We start from the raw sequence: 26,586 nt of genomic DNA, 5'->3' as shown, positions 1-26,586 counted from the left end.
TTAAAATAAGTGTTTGATTTTATTTCGCAAATATTCAGGGGTTCAGTGTCTAAAATTCGCGTTAAGCAGGAAGAATCGCTTTCAATAAAATTTATTCATCAGATGAAGGTGGGTGATAATCGACGTCTGGATCTTTATTTTTTTCTGCCCAAAGAGATGGGGATTGGACCTCATAGCCTTGATGAGGAAGAGTATTACCATTCGTCCATTACTGGCCGTCGCTCTTATTACTCCACTGGTTTACATCTGCCCTTGGTACAGAGTCGTTTCATCAGCCAGAAGAAGCGAACAATTGAGGAGTTTAGGCTCTACCAAAACTTATTTGCTTATCAGTTTGCTGTGGCTATCGAAACAGACGTGAAGGAGCTGGCGCAGATTGAGGACCCAAAAGTCTTTTATACAGACCTTAAAGAGTTGAGCGAATTAGTGGCACAACTGTTGAAAAAGTTTCGTCGTAATGAGCCTAGCGACCCGAAATGGAAATCTTATTTCGAAAATGCCGATAACTATCTCTCTTGGTTTTGTGAACAACAGTTACTTAAATTATTGTCACGAGCGCCCAGAAGCAGTAGTTACAATGAGGTAGTAGAGAGTGTTGTTGAACTCTGTCGTGGTGAGCGTCTACATCGAGATAAGCGGCGTTACAACTCCCAACAGACTCAGGATGACCCTAATCGTATCTCTAATAAGATGTTGCTATTAAGGCGATTAATTCAGCAAGGTGTTGTATTAAAAGATGAGCTTAAAACCTTAGGCACTGGCCTTAAAAAAATGACCACAGGTGTTGCAACTGCTGTGGTGATGTTAGTGGTCTCGGCCTTGATTATTAAGGCGCAAGGTGTGTTTAGTGGCTTAACTATCGCGTTAGTGCTTACCTTGGCAGTGATATATGGATTTCGTGAGATATTTAAAGAGGATATACGCAATGCATTATGGCGTGTTATTCAAAAAGGTCGGCCCAAGTGGAGCCGAATACTAAGGGATACCACAAGCCAAACAGCCATTGCAAAACAGTTGGTATGGCTTGATTTTATGAAGAGTGCCGAATTACCCGATACTGTTTCTGGCATCTTGAAGCGACGCCATAGCCAAAATAAACTCGATACAGAAGTGCTTCATTATGGGATCCATACCCGAGTGACCCAGAAAGAGTTTCTAACTGGATACACCTCAATTCAGGAGCAAGTTAACATTAGTTTGGCACCGTTTGCTCGCTATTTGGAGCGAGGCAAGGCTAAGATCTATAAAGAGCAAGATGGTAAGATAAGTAATGACTCAGTCGAGCGCCGCTATCAGATTAATTTGATCCTCGCCATTAAAAATGGCAAAGAGGAAACTAAATATGCCAGATACAAGGTCACTATGAATCGTTCAACCATTGTCGATGTCAGTCAGAGTGATCTCCCCGATGGTGTTCCAACGATGGATTAATCTGTCTAAATAACGACAAGTTTCATCGCGACACTCACGACTTTCTCTGCTTTATCCTTGGTTAATTATCCTATGTTTTGTCGAGTAAATGCCTGACAGATCATCTGTTCCCCGGTCTGTTTTGCTCGCTTAAGTGCAACTTCGGCGTTACTTAAGTATTGCTCTAATGTCAGCCCGGTTTGATAGGCTGCAATCCCCATACAGATCCCATCACTTAAGCCTATGTCACTTAAATTACTCATGGATTTTATCGCGAAATGGTGAGCTTTATCGGCATCGGTGTTTGGCAATATGATGATCAGCTTGCCTAATTGCCAATGGGACATTTGATATCCGGCTGGCAGATCTCGTAATATTTTTAGTTCAACTTCTTTCTGTCTGTTTTCTAATTGACCTATATCACTCATGTGGCTCAGCATACTTTCTGCTGTGATATCCATCAGTATCAAGCTTGACGTTTCTCTGCTTTTAGGTTCTAGTGACTTAAAGTAACTTTCTAGATCCCTCAGGTTGACTAACACAGTCGTACGATGAGGTACCAGTTCGCCACGTTCTGCAAGCAACTTCTTTTCAACTGCCTGTTCAAAAGTACATACGATATATTCAATCTCACCGGAGGGATCCAAATGTCCTCTAAGGGTCGCTTGAAGACAGCTATTATTATTTTGTGAGCAGATAACTTGCCCTTTCCAACTTCCTTGAAGGATTATCTGTTGTAATATTTGCGACCATTTGTTACCTAAGTCGCGGTTTAAAAGTTCGGTTAGATCCTGTGTTGGATTCTGCTGAATTTGGAGTTGTTCATTAAAGGCTTGGTTTGTGCGTACCAAGTTACCATCAGCTTGAATCAGGGCCGTCGGAACTGCGCTATCATTAAGCATTTGGTTTATATAAGCATCATTTCTTGCACTGTTTAATTCACTAACATCTTCAAAAGTGATCAATAAATATTGATTATTTTTTATCGGTTCATGCTGAGTTTTGATATGTGCGATAAGTTGTGCCTGACTCTCACCCCCTGAGTCAAACTCTCCAATCCATTCGCCATCGTGCTGCACCTTAAGCATTATCTCAGAATACTCATGGTCTTCTAAATGCAGGAGTCGTTGCAGACTACGATCGAGTAGCTCATCTTTGGGTAAACCTAGCTGTTCGGCTGCTTTCTTATTTGCAGAAATCACCCGGCTATTCCTAACGATAATACAACCAATGTTGCGACAAAACAGACGACTAGAAAGCTCAATACTGTATTTCCGCGAGCCTTGCTCCAACCTATAAAGGTGACTGAGAAATATAAGTAAAGATGCCAGAATGGTCAGTACAGAAGCCCCGACAACCAGTAAGCTTCGCCATTCAGTGAACTTAGCAGCAATATCGTCATTAAGTATATAGGAGACTAGGAAATACTCTCTGCGAGTTTCATATTGATCGGTGAACTCAACCTTCAAATAGACAAATGTTGCATTGTCACCGTGAAATTGGCCGAAGTTACTGATCGCCATCTTACGCCACAGTGCGGGGTAGCTTTGTCTAAGGCTACCGCCCATGGTATCAGGTATTCTTTGCAATGGAGGCGTTGCTTCAGCTCCAGCGTAGAGTAGTCCCTGTGTATCAAGCATAAGCAGTGGTGACTGGCTACTTGAGTAGGCTGGTTTTATGCTTTTTAATATCTGAGCCATTGAGGTATAAGTGACCAGATAACCTCTGATACTCTGATCTGGATTTTCAAGCCAAGCAAGTTGATACATATAAGGTTCTAGCTTACCCTTGATTGGGCTAAATTCCAGTGGCGACGTGTAGATCTCATCGCCTCCCATATTACGGGAAGCACCGAGTAACACTGCGGGAAGAGGTTCACGGCCAAAGTCATCACTGGTGGCAAATTTAAAATTACCTTGGGGGTCGAACAGAGCTAAATCAAGCAGCTCTGGAATATTATTTCTGATAATATTCCAGTTATGGGTTAATTTCTCTTCTCTTTCGCTGCTGGGAAACTCTAGGTATCGCTTAAGTAGCTCTGATTTAGCAAACATCTGTGTGCGAAATTGCTGAAATGCGATCTTATCCGCAATTACAGTACCGACAGCCTGTAGTTCACTGTATCTCTGAATCGCCCAGTCTTCCTGAAGCCGACGCTCGCCGATGGTGATAATGACATTACTGAGAAGCGTTACGGTGAGGATTAATAAACAGATCTGAGCTGCGATAGCCAGTAGGCGTTGATGAGACCAGTGGATCCCTTGTTCAGCAATGAGAAGAGGTTGTTTGCGCGTCAGCATTGATGTTTTTTAGTTATCTGTTTTATGGAAAGAGATATTAACACAAATTTATCATCCAAACAGTGGCAGTTGTATTGAGATAACTTAATGATAGTTTTTTTCATTATCTGCATATCTAGCCAACTACGCCTAGCACTCTATGTTTAAATTCGGCTCCACAGCGGGTGACAAATTTTCGGCAAGCCTCAATATCCACTCCTTCAAGTCCATCAATTGCCGAGACCTGTACGGAATTTATATAATCAGGTGCGAGTGTGATAAATGCCCTAACTGCTTGGTAGCTGTTTTTGAGCTTAGGTTTACAATGGCGTTGGTAGGCTTGTTCTGTATCGGCATTGAGAGAGATGGATAAACTGTCTACGTACTGGGCCAACTCAGGCAAAATATTGCGTTTATGAAATAGATTACCTAAACCATCGGTATTGACTCTGACTCGTCCACCTCTTTGTTTAATTACCTTTGCAACACTCATCAAGGTTGGCAAGTTAAGTGTGGGTTCACCATAGCCACAAAAAACATACTCTTCAAATAGTTCCACATTGCCTAGCAAGGCGATGATCTCTTCAGCTTTTGGCTGATTATCTAGATCCAATTGATACTCATGTACCTGTTTACTGCCGTTATGTTTAGGGCAAAATTGACAGCGCAGAGTACAGCGACCAGTAATATTGAGGTAGCGACTGTTGCGTATATCGTAAACGAGTGTTGAGTTGCTCATAAGATGGGATCTAAAGTGGCTGATAAGCTGGGCAGCTTATCCCAAATCAAGAGATGATAATGTTGCCCAGATCGAAAAAGGGAGGCAAGCCTCCCTTTTCCCTATATTGTCATCGCTTAAGCGATATCATCTTGATGATGCTTTGGTTGCCACCACCAGACATAGAAACGTCGCAACGCTTTACCTAACCATGATAAGAGATGCCTGATGTCATCAAGAATGATATAAAGCAGCGGGATCAAAATTAGTGTCACCACCGTCGAAAACAAGATACCAAAAGCGAGAGAAGTTGCCATAGGGATAACGATCTGAGCTTGCAAACTGGTTTCCAAAAGAATAGGAACTAGCCCAACAAAGGTCGTTAATGACGTTAAGATTATCGCGCGAAAACGATAACAACCTGAGTCCACCGCGGCTTGGATTATCGATTGACCCTGAGCTCGCGCCTTATTGACAAAGTCGACCAGAATGAGTGAGTCATTCACGACAACGCCAGCGAGTGCGACGATGCCACATAAGCTAAGAATGTTGAGTGTTAAGCCAAGCAGCAGATGGCCAAACAACGCCCCTATGATACCAAAAGGGATCACCGCCATAATGATGAATGGTTGACTATAGGATTTCAATGGTATTGCCATCAAGGCATAGATGGCAAATAGTGCGAATAAGAAGCCCTGCACTAAGCTAACTAATGCACTTTGTTCATCGGCGCTGCCACCATCTAAGGTTGTTGAAATTTGTGGATATTGCGTTTCTAAATAGGGCAGAAATTCTTCTTGAATTTCAGCAACGATTTTAGAGGGCTCCACTTTATCTTTATCGGCATTGGCAATAATAGAGATAGCACGGCGTCCATCGACTCGGGTAATGGATGAGTAGGAATCTCCTAACTGAATATCAGCAACAGTAGAGAAGGGGACAGAATTTCCATTTGGAGTGCGTATCATCATATTTTCAAGATGACCAATAGAGCGGCGTTGATCGAGAGGATAACGCACCATCACCTTCACTTCCTCTTTACTCCGCAATATTCTCTGTGCTTCGAAGCCGTAAAAAGCGTAACGAACCTGACTGGCGAGATCTGACAAGGTTAACCCTTGGGCCTCTGCTTCAGGCTTGATGTTGAGGCGGATCTCAAGACTTCCTGATGAATTGTTATCGGAAATATCATAGATACCTTCATAGGATTTCAGTTTATTCTTTAGTTCAGCGGAGGCTGCTGCTAGCTGCTCTAAATTACTGGAAGAGAGTCTGAATGAGATATCAGCGCCAGTGTCATTGGTACTGGCATTGATGTTTAGTTTTTTAACGGATAGTAATTCGGGTAAATTATCACGCCAAACATTGGCGATCCTTTCACCATCGACCTCACGATCTTCGCCCTTGGTGAGTTCAGCAAAGATAAAGGCTGAGGTACGTGAACTCATGTCAATAAAGCTGTGTTGAACTACAGGGTAACCTACTTCATCTTTTATCTGTTGATTCATGGCATAAAGGGCGTCCTCAATCTCCTTGACAACCTTTAAGGTGTTCTCTTCTGAGCTACCCGCTTCCATCTCCAATTGAACCTGAATGAAGTCCGAGGGTATATCTGGAAAGAAGACCCAACGTACTGTCCCGCTAACAACTAGGGCCACAGATAAAATAAGCACCCCGATAAATACGGCAACAACGGTATACCTTTTCTTGATACAGGTTTCTAAAAAGTAGCGATACTTATGGTTAATAAAATATTGAAGCTTGTCGTTAAGGGCAATTTTAAAGCGCACAAATACATTGGGGTTAAGGTTAGGTTTTTTAGGCTTCATATGAGCCAGATGAGCCGGTAAAATAAGCTTAGATTCGACTAAGGAGAACACTAGACAGAGGATGACAATCATGCCAATGGATTTCCAGATAATCCCTTGAGGGCCCGATACCATCAGCATGGGCACAAAGGCGGCTATGGTGGTTAATACCCCGAAGGTGGCTGGCATAGCGACCTTTTTCGCGCCTTTAATGACGTTATCAAGAGAGTGACCATGGCGTTCAGTTTCTGTGTAGGCACTCTCTCCTATTACAATAGCATCATCGACAACAATGCCGAGTACTAGAATAAAAGCGAATAGAGTTAATAGGTTGATCGACATCGAAAAGGGTTCAACGGGCATTAATAATGCGGTGCCTAAGAAACAGACCGGCAATCCCATCATGACCCAGAAGGCCAGTTTGATCTCGAGAAAAAGCGCGAGAATGAGAAATACTAACAAGGCGCCGTAGAACATGTTGGATAGCATCATGTTTAAACGACCTTTAAGGTAGTGAGTCAGATCGCCCCAAGTGTCTAGCTTGACAGATGCAGGCAAGGACTTACTACGTTCGGCTATATACTCTTTTACTTGAGCTGAGATCTCTAGTGCATTTTGATCATCAATACTGGAAACTTCGATAATTGCTGCTGGTTTACCATTAAAACGAGTGTACTCCTGGCGCTCCTCAAAATCATCCTTAATGGTGGCAACTTGTGGCAACATGATTCGGCTACCGTCGGCCTGGGTTGACACCAAGATTTTAGCAAAATCCTCTCCGGTATAAGCTTGGCCTTTGGTTCTCAATAGAATGTCACCATCTTGTGCCCGAATTGCACCGCCAGGAAGATCGATAGAGGAACTTTGCACTGCTTTTGCCACCTGAGCGAAGCTAAGCCCATACTCTCTGAGTTTATTTTCTGAGACTTCAATGCCTATTTCGTAATCGCGTACCCCAGTGACTTTTGCTCGGGTTACCGAAGGAAGTGAGGTGATCTCTTCTCTAATACTTTTGGCCAACTCCTTCATTTCGTGTTGGTCGAGATCGCCATAAACAGAGACCCAGATAACATTGCTTTCTGGTTTAATACGAAAGATGTTCGGTTTTTCGATATTATCGGGGAAGGTCGATATAGCATCGAGTCTTACTTTTGCTTCATCTAAAACATCTTGCGGGTCATAATTGTCTTGCACTTCAATGGTGACTGACCCTACCCCTTCGCTGGCGATAGAGGTGACTTTTTTGATGCCATCAATATCCTGAATCGATTCCTCAATTTTTATGTTGATCCCCTCTTCGATCTCCTGAGGTGCTGCGCCGGGATAGGCAACGGTAATTTGCAGGTAATTGAGTTCGAAAGTGGGAAATATCTCTTTGTTAATAATAAAAAAGCTGCTGAATATTCCGCCAAATATAAGGAAAATCATCAGCAAGTTTGCGGCTACAACATTTCTTGCAAACCAAGCCATTATTCCTGTTTGTGGGGCCATTATTGATCACCCACTGCAGCTAAGTGTTTTTTGGTTATATCGGTTTCAGGCAGGTTAGTGGCATCCTTGCTAGCTTCACCTAAGATTTTGATTTTTTGCCCTGAACGCATACTGGCCAATTTTGTTAACGAGATACGCTCGCCATCTTGCAGGCTATCCTTGATATAAACACTATTAATATCGGTACGTACGATGTTAACGTCGCGAACTTCAACAATGTTATTAACGGAGATGACAGCAACCTGACCGTTACGGACTATATGGCGTGGAAGCTCAACAATACCATCGACGGTACGCCCCTTTATCACAGCGGTGACAAAACTGCCATATTTAAGCGGTAACCGTCCCTCTTGATGAGATTCTCGCAGGTAAGGATCTTTAACTTCGGCAACCAGATAAACCATGCGGTTGTCGGCATCGATCACGCCTTCGCTGCGGACTATATCACCAGTCCAAGTGACGTTTTTACCCGCAAGTGATGCGCTAAGGGTGACTTGTGTATCAGGATTATCTACCGATTCAAGGTAAGCAAGGTCGTTATTGGCGAGGGGAAGACGTACTTCTGCAATGCGCGTGTCATAAAGCTCACCTAAGTTAGTGCCCAACGTCACGTACTGGCCCAGATCTACATTTCTTACTTTGATTATCCCCTCAAAAGGAGCCCGAATAACGGTTCTTTCAAGATTACGTTGAGCGCGAGCCATAGCGGCTTCAGCAAATTTCACATTCGCTTGTTCTTTTTTTAGTTGAGGCAGACGCAATCCAAGTTCAGGGGGGAGTCCACCGTCATAGCCTTTCCAATCATTTTTGGCGACTTCACCACGGGCGATCTCTTCCTCTAATGCTGCGTTTGCCTGGGCTAGGCTGGCTTGGGCCTGACTCAGATCTGCCTCGTAGTCAGAAGGCTCAATCACGGCAAGCTGTTGGTCTTTCTTGACGACACCACCGGCAACAAAATTGGGAGAGATGGTAAGTAAGCGACCTTTCACTTCTGTTACCAGCTGAGTTTTGTTCTTTGGGGTAACAACACCGTATGAAGGCAGGTTTAAGGAGACTGTTTTCTGCTCGACTTTAACCACATCTATGATAGGGACTGCTTTTTCTTCTTCCTTCTGTTCGGGGGCTTCTTTGGTGTTAATGAGAAGCCAAGCGGCTAAACCAAAAAAAACAAGAATAAAGAGGGGAGTCAATCTTCGGAGTATTATTTTTATCATTATTTTCCCGCTGTTCCATGCTGAAATTCCTATACATAAATGAATTTAACAGAGTCGGGAGGCGGGATAAAACGTTTTTGTAAATAAAGTGTATCAAATGTGGTTTAAATGGTGCGAGAGAAGATAATTAATACTGAAGAGCTAGGACTAATAGATATTGCTGGTTAATTATTGAACGAATGTTAGGTCTGGACACCAAAACAAAAAAAGAGCCGCTGATAGCGGCCCCAAGAATAGCATTACCTTATTATAAGGTTTACTTTTTCTTCTTTTTATTTTTCTTGCTAAAGACTTTCTCACCAGATTTAACTTTATTCTTTCCTGGAGGCTTAGCTTCTTTATTCTTAGGTCTAAGATCTTTAATAAATCGACGTTTAAGAGGTTGATCTAAATAGCGTTCAATCTTACCTACGACACGAATGTCATGGGCTTCGACTAGCGAGATTGCAGTGCCTTTAGCGCCAGCACGACCTGTGCGGCCTATGCGGTGAACATAGGTATCGGCAGATCTTGGCATATCAAAGTTGATTACATGAGTGACGTCTTCAACATCAATACCACGCGCGGCAACATCGGTAGCAAGCAAGACGTTTACTTCGCCTTTAGTGAAACGACCGAGTGCTTGGAAGCGTTGTTTTTGTTCCATATCACCACGCATAAAGCTGCAGGTGATGCCGACTTTCTGCAGTAAGCCTTCAAGGCTAGCGACTGATTCGCGAGTCTTAACAAAAACGATGGTTCGCTTAGTCTCTTCTTGCTGAAGAATACTGCATAAGAGCTTAAATTTGTGTTCTTTATCATCAGCTATATGGATCCACTGATGGATTTTTGCTTTTTCACTGCGAGGTGCTTCAGCTTCAATCTTTGCCGGGTTAGTAAGCAATTGATGAGAGAAACGACCTACGTCACTGCCTTCTAATGTGGCAGAGAATAACATGGTTTGTTTACGACCTACTGATTCGATTGCTAAGGTTTCAACCGCGGCAGAAAAGCCCATGTCGAGCATTCTATCGGCTTCATCGATAACCAGAATTTCAACCTCTTCAGCGTTAAATAGCCCTTTATCCATGTATTCCATTAAACGACCGGGGGTCGCGACTAGAATATCAACATTGCCTTTTAGTGCTTCTTCTTGCGGAGCATAAGGGACACCACCAGTGATGATGACAGTATTCAAATCTAACTCATAAGCCAAGTGAGAGGCATATCTGTGGATTTGACTCGCTAGTTCACGGGTTGGCGTAAGAATAAGGACTCGGGCTTGGCCTGAAAATCGACGTGGGAAGTCAATAATATGTTGTAGAGCCGGCAGTAAGAAACTAGCCGTTTTGCCAGTTCCTGTCGGTGCACGCGCAAGAATGTCCCGCTGATCCATGGCCAATGGGATCGCTTGTTGCTGTATGGTTGTAGGCTTAATATGGCCCATGGCTTTCAATGACTCTAATAATATAGGGTCAAGCAGGAAGTCTTCAAATTGCATGTGCAGGTCTCAATAAATAATAGCGGCACATTATAAAGGTTAATCGAACTAACTTAAATCATTAGTATTGAAAATCACCATTAAAGGAGGAACAAAGCGACTAATTTGGTTTTAGCTTGATGAAAATAGAGCAAATTATCTCTTTTAATTTTCAACTCCGTATTCCACTTTAACGGGTTAATACTTTAGATAGAAGTCTGTGATTAGCGCAATCATCTCTTGAGTGTAACTCCCGTCCCGTTCTTTGATACAGAAATCAGCTTTTATGAGTGACAGATCTTGCTCAGAATCAGCATCTCGATGTTTGAGGGTAAATAGATGACGATGAGGGCTTTTTTGCTCAGAATCTCGAATGTCAGTTATCTGATTCATCCATAAAGGAGAGCGGAGTAGTTCCTCATTAAAGGGCGACATGCTTTGAGTGGGCAAAATTAAACTTGCAGTGCCAGTTGAGGTCAATAGCTGAGCGATTGCTTGCAGCAGTGAGCGAAAATCTAAGGTATCTGTGTGACGGGCTTGTGCTCTAAGTCGGTTGCTGGACTGAGTGCCTCCCTTAAAATAGGGCGGATTGCAGATAATGTGGTCGAACTTAACAGCATTACTTGCCTGATGAGTCAAACTAAAGTCTTGCACACTGGCGTGTACCAGATCCAATCGGCTCAGCCATTTGGAGGTGCTGAAGTTTTTCTCGCATGCGCGGACAGCGGTATCATCAAGTTCAATTGCGGTGAGATGTGCATTACTTCGTTGCATAGCCATCAAGCTAAGTAAACCGCTACCGGCACCGATATCTAAAATATGCTTAGCCTGAGTCATAGGAGCCCAAGCTCCAAGCAATACGGCATCAGTACTGACAGGCATGCCGCAACCATGGTCGTCGATATGAAATTGCTTAAAAGTAAAGGCCATTTAGGGTGTTTGACTGATTGAAATAGGCGCGGATTGTACGCTAACTGATTTCATATCGCGAGCTAAAGGCTTGCATGCAGTAATTAGGCAAGTAGAAGCATGGGTAAATGAGTCGATTTCTGTGGGAAATTATTCCTTATCTGTTGTTATTATCCGCGTAAAAGAACAACAAATCAAAGAACGAAAATCACACATTTCATGTTGCTCCTTTGTTGCTTGAGTCTTTTGGTAGCGGCTTATGCTTTCGTTAAGTAACGAGTGTTAATCGTGGGTTTTTAAACTGTTACTTGTCTGGTGTTGATTGCGTGATTGGAGATGTGTTTCCTTGTCAAGTCTTAATCCTTTTGATAATAGTATGCCCCCCAAATCAGATTTTGACAGTCTTTTGGGGCAGGCAAACCAGTTTTAAACAAATTTAGCACTAGTGTTTTCTGTTTCTGTTTAATAACTAGACAAGTATCGACAAAATTAACTTTATAACTGTGTAAATAATACGTTACACACAATGCAAACTCTCTTTATGAGTGGTACCTGTGATTGGTGCGATGGCTTGAGAACGATAAAAAAATATAATGATGGGGCAAAAAGTGCAAAATAAACAAATGACTATATCTGATACCTTGGGCCTAGGTTTTATGACTTTCGCTTTTTTTCTCGGTGCAGGTAATTTAATTTTTCCGCCGCTTGCTGGTTTCTTATCCGGTGAGAATATGGGCTTGGCCATGACCGGCTTCTTAATCACCGCGGTTACCCTACCTTTGATCACTCTTATTGCCGTTGCTAAGGCGCAAGGGAAGATCATGGGTTTGTTACCTCCATTGGCAGCTACGGCATTTGCTGTCGCTATCTATATCGTTATAGGGCCTGCTTTTGCAGCACCTCGTGCTGGCCTTGTTGCTTATGAGATGGGATTAAAACCTTTTCTTACCGATAGCAGTGTGACCTTCATGATTGCGGGTATTACACTTAATGTTTCTCAGCTTCTCTATTCTTTAATTTTCTTCGGTGGCTCTATGCTACTGTCGCTCTATCCGGGCAAACTGCTCGATAGCGTAGGTAAAGTGTTAACACCTATTATGTTACTGCTACTTATGGGGCTGGCAGCATCGGTATTTATGACGCCTGGTGCTGAAGTTGGTCAGGCGGTAGGCGATTACCAAACTAATCCTTTAACGAAAGGTATTTTGGAAGGCTACAACACCATGGACACTTTAGCTTCGCTTATTTTCGGTATGTTGATCATCGATATTTTGCGTCGTAAAGGGGTGAGTGATAGTCAAGATCAAACTCGATATTTGATTCAAGCAGCCTTTATTGCGGCTGCAGGCTTAGCGTTTGTTTATATTTCACTTTTTTATCTTGGCGCTACTGCGGGTGATGTTGCTGCTGGTGCTGACAATGGTGGTGTGATTTTAACTAACTATGTGAATCATGAATTCGGTGAGTTTGGTCAAGTACTTTTAGCCGCTGTAGTGACTTTAGCTTGCTTAACAACGGTTATCGGTCTAGTGACGGCTTGTTCTGAGTTCTTTAATGAGCTTATACCTAGCATCTCTTATCGTGCATTTGTCATTATTATCAGTCTTATTTGCGCCACGGTTGCCAATGTTGGCTTATCGCAGCTCATTAGCATTAGTGTGCCTGTGTTGTATACCATCTACCCAGTGGCGATTGCGCTAGTTGCGGTGACTTTCCTAACGGACAAGTTTGCAATGCCTGAGTTCTCACACCGTATCGTGTTGAGTGTTGCACTTGTGTTTGGTGTGATTGACGGTCTGAAAGCTGCTGGCTTGGATATGAGCTTGGTCAACTTTATGCCGTTATACAGCGAAGGAATGGCTTGGTTGCTGCCGACGGGGATGACCATTGTGGCATGTCTGCTTATCAAGAAAAGCAAAGCTGAGCCAGTATTGGGATAGGTTAATAGATATGGTATGGAGGCCTGCTAAACTGTTAAGTGTCGCGGGTTTACCATAGAATACTAAGCGCGGTCTCGATGAGAGCGCGCTTTTTTATTTCAAGGAGAGATTAGCTTGGCTGAATTAGCTGATTCTACACAGTATCAACCTAACCCTATTATTGACAATTTTCTCGATGACTTATGGTCTGGCCGTGGGTTAAGCAATAACACTTTAAGTGCTTATCGAACCGATCTTTGTCACTTTGAACGATACCTAATTAAATTAGACATCACTTTGTTAGAGGTGACTCAAGCAACGATACGGACTTACCTCAATGTTCGCTTAGAAGCTGGATTTGCTCGAACAAGTAGTGCTCGCTTGATGAGTAGTCTAAGGCGATTTTATGGCTTCCTATTAGTGCAGAAAAAGATTGAGATTGACCCTATTAGTCAGATGAAATCGCCAAAACTTGCCCGTTCACTGCCAAACTCTCTCAGTGAAGCCGATGTTGACAGTCTGCTCAGTGAGCCCAATGTTGATGATCCGATAGAGTCTAGAGATAAGGCTATGTTGGAGTTATTATACGCAACAGGTCTACGAGTCACTGAGCTCGTGAGTTTAACGATGGAGCAGATCAGTTTGCGCCAAGGTGTCGTTAGGGTTGTTGGTAAAGGTGGCAAGGAGCGGCTGGTCCCTTTAGGCGAGCTAGCCATTAATGAGGTGGAGAACTATCTGTTTGCTGCCAGAGGTGAGCTATTAAAGCAGAAATTGAGTGATGTGTTGTTTCCCTCTCGACGTGGAAACATGATGACTCGACAGACTTTCTGGCATCGAATTAAATTGTATGCATTAAGAGCTGGGATTAGCACCACTTTGTCGCCTCATACTCTAAGGCATGCTTTTGCGACACATCTGCTCAATCACGGTGCCGATCTGCGAGTGGTGCAACTGCTATTGGGCCATAGTGATCTGTCGACAACCCAGATATATACCCATGTTGCCAAAGCTCGACTTAGTCAGTTACACAGTGAGCATCATCCCAGAGGATAACTTTACTTAATGCCAATCTCACCTAATTGACAACTTTTTGTGCATTAGGCTGCATTTGATGGATCTACTTACAGTTTATATTTGCTTTAATCTCACTGAAACTGTAACTTTTCAGTACTAATCGGGGTCTACTCTCTTATGACTCATTAGTTCACTCTTTATTGATTATGTTTGACATAAATAAGAACAGGATAACCCATGATTTTGACCCGAGTATGCTCTTTGTTTTTAGCGCTAGTGTTCGCTCAATCAGCTATGGCAGCACCCAACACACCGATAGATAACAGCGAAGTGTTAAAAGAAAAACTAACAGAAATGTTAAGTGTCAAAGTTCACTCGCTGCAAGAATCACCAATTCCTGGATTATATGAAGCCTTGACCGACCGCGGTGTGCTTTATATTTCACAAGATGGTTCAAAGATGTTTCACGGTAATCTTTATGATCTCGACAAAGGAATGAAGAACCTGACAGAGGCAGCAATGGCTGGCCCGCGTATTGAGATGATGAAACCTCTTGAAGAAAACATGTTGGTCTATAAGGCCAAAAATGAGAAACATGTGGTGACAGTGTTCACTGATACCACATGTGGTTATTGCCGTAAGTTACATAACGAGATGCAGGAATATAATGATCTAGGCATTACCGTTCGTTATTTAGCTTTTCCACGTAGTGGTGTGCCTTCAGCGAATGCTGATGAGATGGAATCAGTATGGTGTGCAGCTGATCCACTGCAAGCGATGACTGATGTAAAAGGTGGCAAGAGCCTTAAACTGAGTAAGTGTGATGCGAAAATTGCAGAGCAGTACAATTTAGGTCAAAGCTTTGGTGTTAATGGCACTCCGGCAATTGTCCTTGAAGATGGCAGCATGATCCCAGGTTACCAACCACCTACTGCATTACTTAAAGTGTTGGAGTCGGCTAACTAGTCGATAATGAAGCAAGGGTAATAACCCAAACTATCCCTTAAGCCAGTAGCTCACCCTACTGGCTTTTTATTTTAATTTATGTGCCATCGCTTATCTCGTTTGATAAGCTGTGCTTTTGTATGTATATACCCAAGATACCTTTTTGAATAAGGCTGTAATGACGTGATCCATAAGATTGTTCGCCGCGCTAAAGTCGATGATAGTCACCTTCCGCCAACACTTTCACCACTGCTAAGACAGATCTACGCCAGTCGCGGTAGTACAGCCTTAGATTGTGACTTAACTCTGAAACGATTACTCAGGCCAGATACAATGCGTGGGATCTCGCGTGCGGCAGAGGTCATCGCTGACGGGATCCGCGATCAACGTTCAATTCTTATCATGGGCGACTTCGATGCCGATGGTGCAACATCGACTTGTGTGTGTTTGCTAGCGCTTAAGATGATGGGGGCGACTCGGGTGGATTATCTTATCCCTAACCGGTTCGATTTTGGTTATGGTTTAAGTCCTGAGATTGTCGCGGTTGCTGGCCAGAAGGGCGCCGAGTTGTTGATCACCGTCGATAATGGCATCTCCTCCATTGAGGGTGTCGCAGCAGCAAAAGCAATGGGCATGCAAGTGGTTATCACTGATCACCACCTTCCGGGCAAAACCATTCCTGACGCTGATGCTATTGTGAATCCGAATCAGAATGATTGCAGCTTTGCCAGTAAATCGATTGCTGGTGTTGGCGTTGCCTTCTACTTGATGTCGGCATTGAGAACGGAACTGAGAACCCGTAACTGGTATCGAGAGCAGGGCATCGCTGAGCCTAATTTGGGCCAGTTACTGGATATTGTGGCATTAGGCACGGTGGCGGATGTGGTCGCACTCGATGGTAATAACCGGATTTTGGTTGAAGCGGGGTTACAACGTGTGCGCGCTGGACGTTGTCGCCCAGGGATCACCGCACTGTTAGAAGTGGCTAAACGTAATCCTGCACGGATTGTCGCTTCTGATTTTGGTTTCGCGGTCGGGCCAAGGCTAAATGCAGCAGGTCGACTCGATGAGATGGCGCTCGGGGTCGAAACTTTGCTCTGTGATGACATGATGACGGCAAGACGTATGGCATCAGAGCTTGATGGTCTCAATGCTGAAAGGCGCGATCTCGAAGCTGATATGCAGCAGGAAGCGTTAAAAAGTCTGGAGAAGTTAGAACTTAATGAAGATCAGCTTCCATGGGGCATCGCCCTGTTTAAGGAGGATTGGCATCAAGGGGTGATCGGGATATTAGCCTCGCGGATTAAAGACCGATATCATCGACCCGTTATCGCTTTTGCCGATGCTGGAAATGGGGAGATAAAAGGTTCAGCCCGTTCGATTAAAGGCTTACATATGCGGGATCTGCTGGAGCTTATCAATAGCAGGCATCCCGGTATGATCCTTAAGTTTGGTGGTCATGCTATGGCCGCTGGCCTATCGTTGCTTGAGAAAGACTTTTTCAAGTTTGAGCAAGCCTACGATGAAGCAGTAAGAGAGCTGTTAAAACCAGAACAGTTAACTGGAGTGATGGTGACTGACGGTGAGCTCACTCCCGATGAGATGACCTTGCCTATGGCATGGGAGCTGCGAAATGCTGGCCCTTGGGGACAGGAGTTTTCAGAACCTCTGTTTGATGGTTATTTTAAAGTGGTTCAGCAGCGAATTGTCGGTGAGAAGCACCTTAAACTTGTTTTGGAAACAAGTTGTGGTCAACTGATGCTTGATGCTATTGCCTTTAATGTCGATATGAAAACCTGGCCAGATGCCACCATTCAGCATGCTAGAGTGGTGTATAAACTCGATGTGAATGAGTTCAGAGGTAATCAAACGTTGCAGTTGATGGTCGATCAGATAGAGCCCATATAATTAGGTGAGCATTAACTATGCTCACTATGTTTATCGTTAATAATCAAAATAAGCGGCCAGAAGTGAATACCTCTGGCCGCTTATTTTATACAGCTCTGATAATGCCCAATGCTATAAATGGACAGTGCTATAAATATTTAGTGCTATAAATGAATAACACCCTCTAAATATTGAATAGCTTTGCCCGAGATATAGACCTTGTCAGCTTCGACGCGACATAAGAGTAAGCCTCCTCGCTTTGAAGCTTGATAGGCAATTAATTCACCTTTAGCTAGCTTTCGTGACCAGTAAGGAGCTAATCCCGCATGAATTGAGCCAGTGACTGGATCTTCTCCGCCGCCATTAGCTGGCCAGAAATAACGGGAGACGAAATCATATTTTTGTTTTCCAGTCTCAGTGCTAGCCGTAACCACAACGTCGAAAGGGGCTAACCGTTTTAGTAACTCATCATTCTTCTCTACACCAAGCACGTCAGCCTCATCTTGATAAACCACAATATAGGCTTGCTGATTGAGCAGTACTTCTACAGGTTCAATCGATAATCCATCGAGCAAAGCTCGGGGGGCATCTGCTACTACTTTTGGGGCTAGATTGGGAAAACACATCTCAATATAACCATCAAGGCCTTGGGTAACGGTCAATTCGCCTACGGCCTTCGCACTAAAACTTATCTCCTTTATCTCTTGATACTCCTTAAAAATCACAAAAGAGGCAGCAAGCGTGGCATGGCCGCAAAAATCAATCTCAGTGAGCGGAGAGAACCACCTTATCTGATACTGTTTTAGAGTCAGTTGTTTCAAAAAAGCCGTTTCCGACAGATTATTCTCGATAGCAATCGACTGCATCAGCTCATCAGATAGCCAAGAGTGGGTAATGATCACCGCCGCTGAATTACCTTTAAATCTCACATCGGTAAAAGCATCAATAATATGTATTTTTAAATCCATCTCCACTCCTTAGTAGTATTTAGTTTTGGCTATTTAATGATTAAAGGTATCGTTAACAATAATAAAAATCCCATTGTCCAATTAAAGTGACTGCGTCGCTTGGCTGAATTTAACTGTTCACGAATCGCCGCCCCAAGAAACACCCAAGTAAACGATGCTGGAAATCCCACCAGGTTATACACTAGCACCCCCAATATACCGCTCAGCCAATAAGCATCACCGGTAACAGTGAAGGCACTACAGAGAGTGATGGTGGCCATCCAGGATTTAGGGTTGATGAGCTGAAACAAGGCCGCCTCTTTAAAGGTCATCGGTTTGCTCTCCTTTGCGCAAGTCGGATCGTTCACTGAAGAGGTTGAAATACGGTAAGCTAAATAGATTAAGTAACCGATAGAAGCGACTTTAAGCACTTGATGCAACATAGGCCAGCTCTCGAATAAGCTGCCTAGGCCTAACAGTATGGCGATGTGCAGACTAGTTTGTCCCGCTCTGATCCCCAAAAGATGGGGTAAGGTTCGCTTAACCCCATAATTGGCACCCGATTGAGTCAATAAAATGTTATTTGGCCCTGGCGTCATTGTCATAGTGGCACAAAAAAATGCTGCTGATAGCATCAAGGTCCATAGTGTCTCCTGCATAATCTCTCCATTTGATAACATTGAATATATCGGCTCAATAATTGTATGCATACAATGATTGACATTAAGCCCGCTTAAGTGCATGTTAACGACTATGTGAAATGGATCAATGAGTTTATTGTTATGGGTACAATCTGGCATTTAGATCTCAATGACTTTACCGGACCCAAATATCAACGGGTTGTTGCAGCGATAGAACAAGCGATTCAGTCGGGTGAGTTAGCTGCAAACAGCAAGCTTCCTCCCCAGAGGCGTCTAGCTGATACAATTGGCGTGACAATAGGTACAATTACACGTGCCTATGCACTGGCTGAGCAGAGAGGTTATGTTGAGGCGCGGATCGGTGATGGCACCTATGTCAAGGCTCAAGTCCTATTGCAGTCTCAGTCTGAGCAAGATGGTAAAGTCAATTTTGCTACCTGTCAGCCTCCGCTGACGAACCAAACTACCGCGCTCAGTGATGTGCTCTCAGCCATTGCTAAAGATCCACACACGTTAAATCAGATCATGGGTTATCAGGCCGATCCACTGCCTCATCAACAACAGGCGTTTCATCGCTGGCTTTTAGCCCGTGGCATTGAGCAGCAAGCTAAACAAGTGATCTTCTGTCACGGTGCACAGCAAGGACTCTTCTGTGTATTGAATGGCCTGCTCGATAAGACAGACCTGTTGATGTATGAGGAGAATTGTTACCCGGGAATTAGAGTCGCAGCTAATCAGCTTGGGCTTAAATCAATGTCCATGCCACTGACTGACTCAGGCTTAGATTTGGAGGCATTAACAATTTTGGTTGAACAGCATCAGCCCAAATTACTCTATCTTACGTTGAATAATCAAAACCCTACTTGTATTCAGTACAGCATGGCCCAGCGGCAAACTTTACTGTCTATGGCCATAGAGCATGATTTTTATATTCTCGAAGATGACGTTAACTATTGTTTACCCGAAGAGTGGCACCTGCCGTTATGGCAACAGGCCCAAGAGCATTCAGCTCAGGCACAATCGAGAGTTATCTATCTTGCCAGCTTGTCTAAAATATTTTCCGGTGGCTTACGCCAAGGTTTTATTTTGTTACCAGAGCCATTACTGGCTCCAGTTAAGTTGGCACTGCACGGTCAATGTTGGATGGTGTCACCGTTGAATATGGAGATAGCCGCTCGCTTGATTAATACCCTCGCCCTTAACGGCGATAGAGCACAGCTCATCCGTGAGCGGCAAGCCTTAGCTGTAGCCATGTGTGATCGCTTAGGTTTACAACACCGCTGGCGCGGACTTAACGGTTGGTTAAAACTCACTCCACCTTTAAAAGCTCATCACGTGGTCACTGCTCTGGCGGCAAAAGGGATCATGGTGCGAAATGGCGATGACTTCGATAATCACGATAACCATATTCGTATCAGCATCGGCGCTGCGCAGAATATGGCTCACTTTATCAAAAGTTTGTATGAGGTTGAAACCACTATACAAACACTCAGTCAAAGTGCTTATTCGGTGGTTTAACGATTTGCGCGATAGTAAATAATCACTCACTATCAGCTTTGCGAGTTTGAAAAGTGATGTTATCGTTAGCTTAGTGCTGATTAAAGCACTAGGCGTATCCCTTCTTTAGCAATATTAAAGCCCTGAGAGTTAACGTACTGGCTTTCTTTACTATCGGGGTTAAGTAAAGGGTTGGTGTGGTTGAAGTGAATAAACCATACTTTCTTTTTCTGTTGCGGCGAAAAATCGTTAAATAGTTCCATACTCTCTGAAACAAAGGGATGAGGCACTTTAGACATATCTCGATTGCCAAGTTCTCCATTAGCAAAAAAGGTTGCGTCAATAAGAGCATAATCAACTGTGCGGATTAAATCAGCAATATTTACCTTCCACTTTGACCATTTATCTATGTCGGGAATAAACAGTGCAGATCTGTTGGGTCCCTCAATACGATATCCTACGGTTTCAGAATATTCATCGCGATGAGGTACTAAGAAAGGAGTGATTCTAATTCCATCTAACACTTGCACTTTATTGTTTTTAAGAGGGCGCAGCGTAATATTATTATGACTGACTAATTGGCTCCAAGGGCCATTACTTTTTAAAAACTGACTCATTTTAGGCATAGCGTAAACCGGGACACCAGTTGCCCCCATCGCCTCATGACCTAAGAACATCAACCCTGAATAGTGACCAATATGGGCATGGGTAATAAATAATCCCGAAAACTCAAACTGCTCATTAGGTGCTTCCTTCTCTAGCTCAAACAGCTGTTCAGGAAAATTAGGCGTGGCTTCGAACATATATTTTTTATGGGCTGCTGGATCGATAAGTCCAAGAGAGACCGCACCACGTCTAAGCTGAGGATCATTCCAGCCCGACATGCAGTGCTCGGCATAACAGCCAGTCTGCGGGTAACCCGCATCTTGTGCTACCCCAAGAATATATAGATATGGCTGCTTATTTTCTGCTGAAAGTGAAAAACTATTGAGAGTCATGGTGCATGTGATCAGCATTAAAACGTTACGTAACAGGCTCATCAAGTTGCTCCACCGGTTCACAAAGATAATATTCAAAGAATGCCACAAATTAACAGGCGTAGGTTTTAACATCAAGTTCGCTAATATCTGCAGCTGAAGCGAATCTTGCTATAGAATCGCGATAGACGTATCGATCAAAAAATAAGCTTGCATCGGATGTTATTGTTTTTTATTTACCTTTTTGAGTTCTGCAAAGGTATGCTTAACGTCCTGCTATAAATGGAATGTATATTTGTGACAAGTTCCAATGTTGTACTGATGCTGCCGATTATTCTTACCTTAGTGATGGCTTTTACATTTCGTAAAACCCTATGGGCATTAGCTGCAGGAGTTATTAGTGGCGCATTTATTCTTTCGCAATATTCAGTTCCGACAACGCTAGTTTATATTGTAAAGACTGGCCAATCACAATTTTATGCCAATGGTCAATGGCAGCTATGGCATATAAACGTACTCATCGCCATGTTGTTGCTGGGCTCATTAACGCAACTACTTGCTCGCGGTGGTGCAGTTGCTCAATTTAGTGATTGGTTGACGCTAAGATTACACAGTCCTAGACAAGCTCGATTAGGGGTCGTGTTATTAGGTTTTATGGTATTTATTGATGGTATTTTTAGCTGTCTATCGGTAGGGCATGTATGTCGGCCATTACAAACTAGTTATGGTATTAGCCGAACTCAACTAGCTTATTTTGTTGATTCAACGGCATCGCCGTTATGTTCTTTGTTACCATTTTCTAGTTGGGGGCCGTATGTTATGGCTATTCTAGCCGGATTAACCCTATTGAATGAATCCCCCATATCAGCATTTATTGAAATTGCTCAACTAAACTTCTATGCCGTTGCGGTGTTGTTACTAGCGATATGGGTTGCATGGTCTGGGGTCGGTTTTAAGCTTGATACAGTCGCCTCAATAGAACCAGAGGCAACGACCAAAGCAGTTGGTGATCCTTGGTTGTTAGCCTTGCCTATGTTGAGTTTGTTGATTCTATCTATGTTACTCACGTTAATCTCTGGTGCCCAAGCTTCAACGAGTCATAGTGTCATCCAGTGGTTAGCTAAGGCTGATATTGGCGCGGCAATGCGTAATGCTTGTTTATTATCATTAGCATTATCCTGTTGGTTATTTTGGCGTTCAGGACGAACTTGTCTGCAACTATTGATAGACTTATGCCATGGGATTAAATCGATGTTATTTGCCATGGCTATTTTGGTGTTTACCTGGTTAATTGGGCAGGTCATTAAAGATTTACAGATAGCCTCAATGCTGGCAGGACTCGCAAAAATATATCTATCGCCTAAATTTTTGGTGGCAGGTTTATTCATTCTTTGTGCTGTGATGGCATTCGGTACAGGTTCAAGTTGGGGAACATTTGCCATTATGTTACCGATCGGTGCGCAAATAGCTCACACACTCGACTCTAGTTTATTATTGGTGACATTAAGTGCGGTGATGGCTGGATCTGTGTTTGGCGATCATTGTTCACCGATATCAGATACCAGTGTGTTAAGTGCGACCAGTAGCGGCTGTGATCCATACCAACATGTGGTAACTCAACTGCCATTTGCATTAATCGCTGCTAGTGCGTCTGTGATTGGTTTTCAACTGATCAATTTACAAGTTAATACCTGGTTAGTCTGGCTGATCGTTTTGCTTTTTTTAGTTGTTGCAATGTTATTGATGAAACTGCGGGAGGGTAAAAAAGTATAGCGGTTCATTAACAATCTTTTTTGCTTTTGCTCTGTTACAGACAAAAAATAGGCTACTGATTTACCAGCAGCCTATGTTCATTTATTATTAATCAACTAAGCGCCACACTCCCCATTCCCCAGTGGTACCAGGCTCATCACCTTTGGTCCACCAATGAGCACGCCAGTTTTGATTATTATGCATGACCACATCATGCTCACTATATTCCACTGTTGGGTTCCATACTTGGCCTGTAACTGGTGGCTCTGGTAATTCAGGTTCTGGATCAACCGTACCTGCAATTTCACGCCATACCCCCCACTCGCCAGTGGTACCAGGCTCATCACCTTTAGTCCACCAATGAGCATGCCATTTTTTATCCTTATGGCTAACTACATTACTTTCTATATAAGTAGCCGCTTTATCCCAGTGACCTGCTGGTACTTCTGGTTCAACTGGCGGTTCTACCGGTGGCACTTCTGCTTCAATAATGGAGAGCACAAATGATGCATTTGCCTGCTTAGATAACACTTGGTTTGCATGAACGTTATTACGGTCATACATATAATGCGCCATTTCAGCATGCCAGATACCAATAAACCAATCCGGCTTATGTTTATCTGATACTTGCATACCGAGTTGTTCTTGCCAGCTGTAGCGGTTATCAGCAGTGATCAATAAGCGCTCTTCAAGTATTTCATGACCTTGGTCGTTAAAACCGCGAAAGCTCATATAATCACCTTCATCAGGTGTTGGGTAGCCCACTGGAATGTAATAGCCTAATGCCGTTAAATAGGGCTTATCTGGGTCGGGGATCTCTCCGCCACCGCCACCGCTTTCACCATCAGTACTAAAACTGATATCACTGCAATTGTAGAAACCTTCACCAGCAGCATCGTCACGCTGCCAACGGGTATATAGAATCGCATCATTAGTGCGATCATTTGGTAAGGTTACTTTAATTCGATACTTACGATCACTATCAACCGCGGCATTGCCAGCGGTATCGACTAACTCAAGATCATCCCAAGTTAATGCTTCATTATGATCATAACCTGGCTTGGTTATATAGAATTGCCAAAACGATGGGTTATGTGGCGCAGTAGCATTAAATACCATCTCAATTTGACCATTGTTGTCTAACTTTACCTTGGTTTTCTGCCATTGAGGTGAAGCAATACTCATGCCTGCTTTAGGTTGATTACCTGCAGAACATAACTGACCATCGGGGACTTGGCGTTTAACCGCTTCCATATCGTGATAGTTTTTAGTTAATGCTGCAAATTCATTTTTTTGAATAAATGGGTAAGTACCAGACTGATCAAATGCTGCTTTACAGGCCGCATTAGGAATATCTTGGCCATCTACAGACCAATAACCCCCATCGTTATAACAAATAACTTGTCTGGCCGCAGGGAATTCAACCCAACCATGGGCCGATACTGTGTGTGAAATGGTGGCACATGCTAATAAGCTTAATGCTTTACTAATACGATTTAATCTCGACAAGGTGTTTCCTTTGATACTGCCTAAATGATAACTTGCGTAATATAATTCAAGTTGTTTCACGGTTGCAATGTATTGATCTAGGTCAAAGTAACTAAAATGCACCTTATTGTAATTTATTTGTTTATTATCAGCATTTTGAAATTAATTTTATTATTGTTTAATGGTGGGTGTAAATGTGTTTCTTAGCCTTTAATTGGTTTAAAAGTATCATATTGGTTATAAAATATAATAGAACTGTTATTTAGTATTAAAGAACATTATTTCCCATACTTTTCAAGGGTAAGTATAATGTTACAATTCAATATGTGTTATAAAAGCTAATCGTATGTGTTGATTGTTTTTTAGATAGTGACATCTCAGTTATACCTTTGCGATGTAATACTCATCCTATTAAATGTCTGATCGTTCAGCGGGAATTCAAAACGCAGTAAGCAGGCTATCACATAAGTATCTCTTCGATTTCTTACTTTTATTAGGCTCTAATTGACTATGACTTCTTATGTAGTGTGTTAGCCGGTTAACTAACACACTATTTTCATGTGGCTAAAAAGTTATCGGCTTAAAAGAAGCCCATGGCATCCTTGCTGTGTGAGGTTAAGATATTCTTAGTGTGGCGGTAGGCATTTAACATCATCATATGGGTTTCACGGCCTATGCCAGATTTTTTATATCCCCCGAATGATGCATGTGACGGATACATGTGATAGCAATTGACCCAGACGCGGCCCGCTTCGATGCCTCGACTCATCTTATGAATTTGATGGGTATCACGAGACCAGACACCGGAACCTAGACCATAGATAGTGTCATTGGCTATCTCGAGAGCCTCATCTTCATCCTTAAATGTGGTCACCGCTAACACAGGGCCAAAAACCTCCTCTTGGAAAATCCGCATCTTGTTGTGTCCTTTAAACACGGTAGGCTTAATATAATACCCATTTGGGTAGGTCTTATTATCGTAGGCCTCACCACCGATTAATAGCTCGGCGCCCTCCTCTTTGCCGATGTGAATATACGACAGGATCTTATCCTTTTGACTATTAGAGCACTGGGCTCCCATCATCGTTGTGGGATCTAATGGATTTTCCATAGTGATAGCTTCGATGCGCGCCAGCACTCGCTTCATGAAGGGCTCATAGATAGACTCTTGAATCAAGGCGCGTGATGGACAAGTACACACCTCTCCTGAGTTGAAGGCGAACAATACCAAGCCTTCAATCGCTTTATTGAAGAAGGCATCGTCTTTATCCATGATGGATTCAAAGAAGATATTTGGTGACTTGCCACCGAGCTCTAAGGTCGATGGGATGATGTTGACCGTAGCATATTGCATGATCAACTGACCTGTGGTGGTTTCACCAGTAAAGCCGATCTTTTTAATATCTGGATGAGTTGACAGATGCTTGCCTATTTTGGCACCAGAACCGTTGATAATGTTGATGAGTCCTTTAGGCAACACATCTTGAATGGCTTCCATCAAAAGCAAGATGGACATAGGTGTACTACTTGCAGGTTTTAGTACCACAGCATTTCCCGCTGCGAGTGCGGGGGCGATTTTCCAGGCTGCCATCAATAGAGGAAAGTTCCATGGGATAATCTGAGCCACGACCCCTAATGGTTCATGAATTTCTTGTGAGACGGTATTTTCATCTAAGTCACATACTGTACCGCTTTCACCGCGGATAACCGAGGCGAAGTATCTGAAATGATCCACGACCAGCGGGATATCGGCGTTGAGTGTTTCTCTAACTGCTTTGCCATTATCTAAGGTTTCAGCGATGGCCAGATCTTCTAGTCTTAGCTCGATGGCATCGGCTATCTTATTGAGCATAGTCGAGCGTTCAATGACTGTACTGTGCTTGTATAAGGCGAATGCAGCGACTCCAGCTGCGACAGCAGCATCGACATCGGCCTCGTTCGAACGTGGGACCCGAGTTAACACTTCACCATCAACGGGCGAAATATTATCTGTGTACTCACCACTTAAAGGTGCAAGCCACTCACCATTAATAAAGTTTTCATACTGTTTTTTATAACAAGGTTTAGTGTATATCATGTTCAGTCCTTGGTTTAGATAGAGAGCTATAGCCTTGTTCAAATCTATCCCAATTCAGGAAATATTCATTGTTCTGTATCAAATTTGCTATGTGTTTATTGAATGATTTTGTTGCATGCAGTGTCGAGACGCACGGATGTTGAACTGGGATTTG

18 protein-coding genes are annotated in these 26,586 nt (G+C 43.2%); 7 read left to right on the top strand and 11 right to left on the bottom strand.

The window, feature by feature from the left end:
• Positions 1-45: 45 nt before the first annotated feature.
• Positions 46-1,431: a hypothetical protein gene (locus HWQ47_RS21200; protein WP_269967987.1), complete on the top strand. Its 1,386-nt coding sequence runs from the start codon at positions 46-48 to the stop codon at positions 1,429-1,431.
• 65 nt (positions 1,432-1,496) lie between these two features.
• On the opposite strand, the gene HWQ47_RS21195 is transcribed toward HWQ47_RS21200, so the two are convergent.
• The 6 genes from HWQ47_RS21195 to HWQ47_RS21170 form a co-directional block, all read right to left on the bottom strand.
• Positions 1,497-3,710: a PAS domain-containing protein gene (locus HWQ47_RS21195; RefSeq protein ID WP_269967986.1), complete on the bottom strand. Its 2,214-nt coding sequence runs from the start codon at positions 3,708-3,710 to the stop codon at positions 1,497-1,499.
• 115 nt (positions 3,711-3,825) lie between these two features.
• Positions 3,826-4,428 (bottom strand): TatD family nuclease-associated radical SAM protein, encoded by a 603-nt coding sequence (locus HWQ47_RS21190; protein WP_269967985.1) that lies wholly within the window; start codon positions 4,426-4,428, stop codon positions 3,826-3,828.
• Between the two features lie 116 nt (positions 4,429-4,544).
• Positions 4,545-7,706, bottom strand: a complete 3,162-nt coding sequence (locus tag HWQ47_RS21185; RefSeq protein ID WP_269967984.1) for an efflux RND transporter permease subunit — start codon at positions 7,704-7,706, stop codon at positions 4,545-4,547.
• Complete coding sequence (locus HWQ47_RS21180) at positions 7,706-8,920, bottom strand: efflux RND transporter periplasmic adaptor subunit (RefSeq protein WP_269967983.1); 1,215 nt, start codon at positions 8,918-8,920, stop codon at positions 7,706-7,708. The genes HWQ47_RS21185 and HWQ47_RS21180 overlap by 1 nt, the downstream gene beginning before the upstream one ends.
• A gap of 256 nt (positions 8,921-9,176) precedes the next feature.
• On the bottom strand, positions 9,177-10,400 hold the full coding sequence (gene srmB / locus HWQ47_RS21175) for an ATP-dependent RNA helicase SrmB (RefSeq protein ID WP_269967982.1): 1,224 nt from the start codon (positions 10,398-10,400) through the stop codon (positions 9,177-9,179).
• Between the two features lie 177 nt (positions 10,401-10,577).
• A complete protein-coding gene (locus tag HWQ47_RS21170) occupies positions 10,578-11,309 on the bottom strand; it encodes a tRNA1(Val) (adenine(37)-N6)-methyltransferase (RefSeq protein WP_269967981.1) in 732 nt (243 codons plus the stop codon).
• A gap of 575 nt (positions 11,310-11,884) precedes the next feature.
• Between HWQ47_RS21170 and brnQ the strand changes: the two genes are divergently transcribed.
• From brnQ to recJ, 4 genes are all read left to right on the top strand, one after another.
• Complete coding sequence (brnQ, locus tag HWQ47_RS21165; protein ID WP_269971822.1) at positions 11,885-13,228, top strand: branched-chain amino acid transport system II carrier protein; 1,344 nt, start codon at positions 11,885-11,887, stop codon at positions 13,226-13,228.
• A 114-nt stretch (positions 13,229-13,342) separates the two neighbouring features.
• Positions 13,343-14,260, top strand: coding sequence for a site-specific tyrosine recombinase XerD (gene xerD, locus HWQ47_RS21160; RefSeq protein WP_269967980.1), 918 nt, complete (start codon positions 13,343-13,345; stop codon positions 14,258-14,260).
• A 198-nt stretch (positions 14,261-14,458) separates the two neighbouring features.
• Positions 14,459-15,187: a bifunctional protein-disulfide isomerase/oxidoreductase DsbC gene (gene dsbC, locus HWQ47_RS21155; RefSeq protein WP_269967979.1), complete on the top strand. Its 729-nt coding sequence runs from the start codon at positions 14,459-14,461 to the stop codon at positions 15,185-15,187.
• Positions 15,188-15,349: 162 nt separating this feature from the next.
• Entirely contained in the window at positions 15,350-17,074 is a 1,725-nt protein-coding gene (gene recJ / locus HWQ47_RS21150; RefSeq protein WP_269967978.1) for a single-stranded-DNA-specific exonuclease RecJ, read from the top strand.
• 143 nt (positions 17,075-17,217) lie between these two features.
• Here recJ and HWQ47_RS21145 read toward each other — a convergent pair whose 3' ends face one another.
• Both HWQ47_RS21145 and HWQ47_RS21140 read right to left on the bottom strand, forming a co-directional pair.
• Positions 17,218-18,021 carry a PhzF family phenazine biosynthesis protein gene (locus tag HWQ47_RS21145; RefSeq protein ID WP_269967977.1) on the bottom strand — a complete coding sequence of 268 codons (804 nt, stop codon included), beginning with the start codon at positions 18,019-18,021 and terminating at the stop codon, positions 17,218-17,220.
• A 29-nt stretch (positions 18,022-18,050) separates the two neighbouring features.
• Positions 18,051-18,659, bottom strand: a complete 609-nt coding sequence (locus HWQ47_RS21140) for a LysE family translocator (RefSeq protein ID WP_269967976.1) — start codon at positions 18,657-18,659, stop codon at positions 18,051-18,053.
• A gap of 123 nt (positions 18,660-18,782) precedes the next feature.
• On the opposite strand from HWQ47_RS21140, the gene HWQ47_RS21135 reads away from it, so the two are divergent.
• Complete coding sequence (locus HWQ47_RS21135; protein ID WP_269967975.1) at positions 18,783-20,159, top strand: aminotransferase-like domain-containing protein; 1,377 nt, start codon at positions 18,783-18,785, stop codon at positions 20,157-20,159.
• 80 nt (positions 20,160-20,239) lie between these two features.
• Here the strand turns inward: HWQ47_RS21135 and HWQ47_RS21130 are convergent, their stop codons facing one another.
• The gene (locus HWQ47_RS21130) at positions 20,240-21,178 is read right to left on the bottom strand and encodes an MBL fold metallo-hydrolase (protein ID WP_269967974.1); all 939 of its coding nucleotides are present in this window, start codon (positions 21,176-21,178) and stop codon (positions 20,240-20,242) included.
• Positions 21,179-21,436: 258 nt separating this feature from the next.
• On the opposite strand from HWQ47_RS21130, the gene HWQ47_RS21125 reads away from it, so the two are divergent.
• Positions 21,437-22,888: a Na+/H+ antiporter NhaC family protein gene (locus HWQ47_RS21125; protein ID WP_269971821.1), complete on the top strand. Its 1,452-nt coding sequence runs from the start codon at positions 21,437-21,439 to the stop codon at positions 22,886-22,888.
• An 87-nt stretch (positions 22,889-22,975) separates the two neighbouring features.
• Here HWQ47_RS21125 and HWQ47_RS21120 read toward each other — a convergent pair whose 3' ends face one another.
• Complete coding sequence (locus HWQ47_RS21120) at positions 22,976-24,376, bottom strand: lytic polysaccharide monooxygenase (protein ID WP_269967973.1); 1,401 nt, start codon at positions 24,374-24,376, stop codon at positions 22,976-22,978.
• 559 nt (positions 24,377-24,935) lie between these two features.
• Positions 24,936-26,432 (bottom strand): aldehyde dehydrogenase family protein, encoded by a 1,497-nt coding sequence (locus tag HWQ47_RS21115; RefSeq protein WP_269967972.1) that lies wholly within the window; start codon positions 26,430-26,432, stop codon positions 24,936-24,938.
• Between the last annotated feature and the right edge of the window lie 154 nt (positions 26,433-26,586).

Origin of the sequence: Shewanella sp. MTB7 (assembly GCF_027571385.1) — a bacterium.
Taxonomy (GTDB): Bacteria; Pseudomonadota; Gammaproteobacteria; order Enterobacterales; family Shewanellaceae; genus Shewanella.
Note: the sequence above shows the minus strand (reverse complement) of the source record. Positions and strands in the feature narration are given on the sequence as shown.

Coding starts and splice junctions, on each gene's coding strand:
- HWQ47_RS21195 (WP_269967986.1), bottom strand. CDS start 3,710: ATGCTGACGCGCAAACAACCTCTTCTCATTGCTGAACAAGGGATCCAC.
- HWQ47_RS21190 (WP_269967985.1), bottom strand. CDS start 4,428: ATGAGCAACTCAACACTCGTTTACGATATACGCAACAGTCGCTACCTC.
- HWQ47_RS21185 (WP_269967984.1), bottom strand. CDS start 7,706: ATGGCCCCACAAACAGGAATAATGGCTTGGTTTGCAAGAAATGTTGTA.
- HWQ47_RS21180 (WP_269967983.1), bottom strand. CDS start 8,920: ATGATAAAAATAATACTCCGAAGATTGACTCCCCTCTTTATTCTTGTT.
- srmB (WP_269967982.1), bottom strand. CDS start 10,400: ATGCAATTTGAAGACTTCCTGCTTGACCCTATATTATTAGAGTCATTG.
- HWQ47_RS21170 (WP_269967981.1), bottom strand. CDS start 11,309: ATGGCCTTTACTTTTAAGCAATTTCATATCGACGACCATGGTTGCGGC.
- brnQ (WP_269971822.1), top strand. CDS start 11,885: ATGGGGCAAAAAGTGCAAAATAAACAAATGACTATATCTGATACCTTG.
- dsbC (WP_269967979.1), top strand. CDS start 14,459: ATGATTTTGACCCGAGTATGCTCTTTGTTTTTAGCGCTAGTGTTCGCT.
- HWQ47_RS21145 (WP_269967977.1), bottom strand. CDS start 18,021: ATGGATTTAAAAATACATATTATTGATGCTTTTACCGATGTGAGATTT.
- HWQ47_RS21140 (WP_269967976.1), bottom strand. CDS start 18,659: ATGCAGGAGACACTATGGACCTTGATGCTATCAGCAGCATTTTTTTGT.
- HWQ47_RS21135 (WP_269967975.1), top strand. CDS start 18,783: ATGGGTACAATCTGGCATTTAGATCTCAATGACTTTACCGGACCCAAA.
- HWQ47_RS21130 (WP_269967974.1), bottom strand. CDS start 21,178: ATGAGCCTGTTACGTAACGTTTTAATGCTGATCACATGCACCATGACT.
- HWQ47_RS21125 (WP_269971821.1), top strand. CDS start 21,437: ATGCTGCCGATTATTCTTACCTTAGTGATGGCTTTTACATTTCGTAAA.
- HWQ47_RS21115 (WP_269967972.1), bottom strand. CDS start 26,432: ATGATATACACTAAACCTTGTTATAAAAAACAGTATGAAAACTTTATT.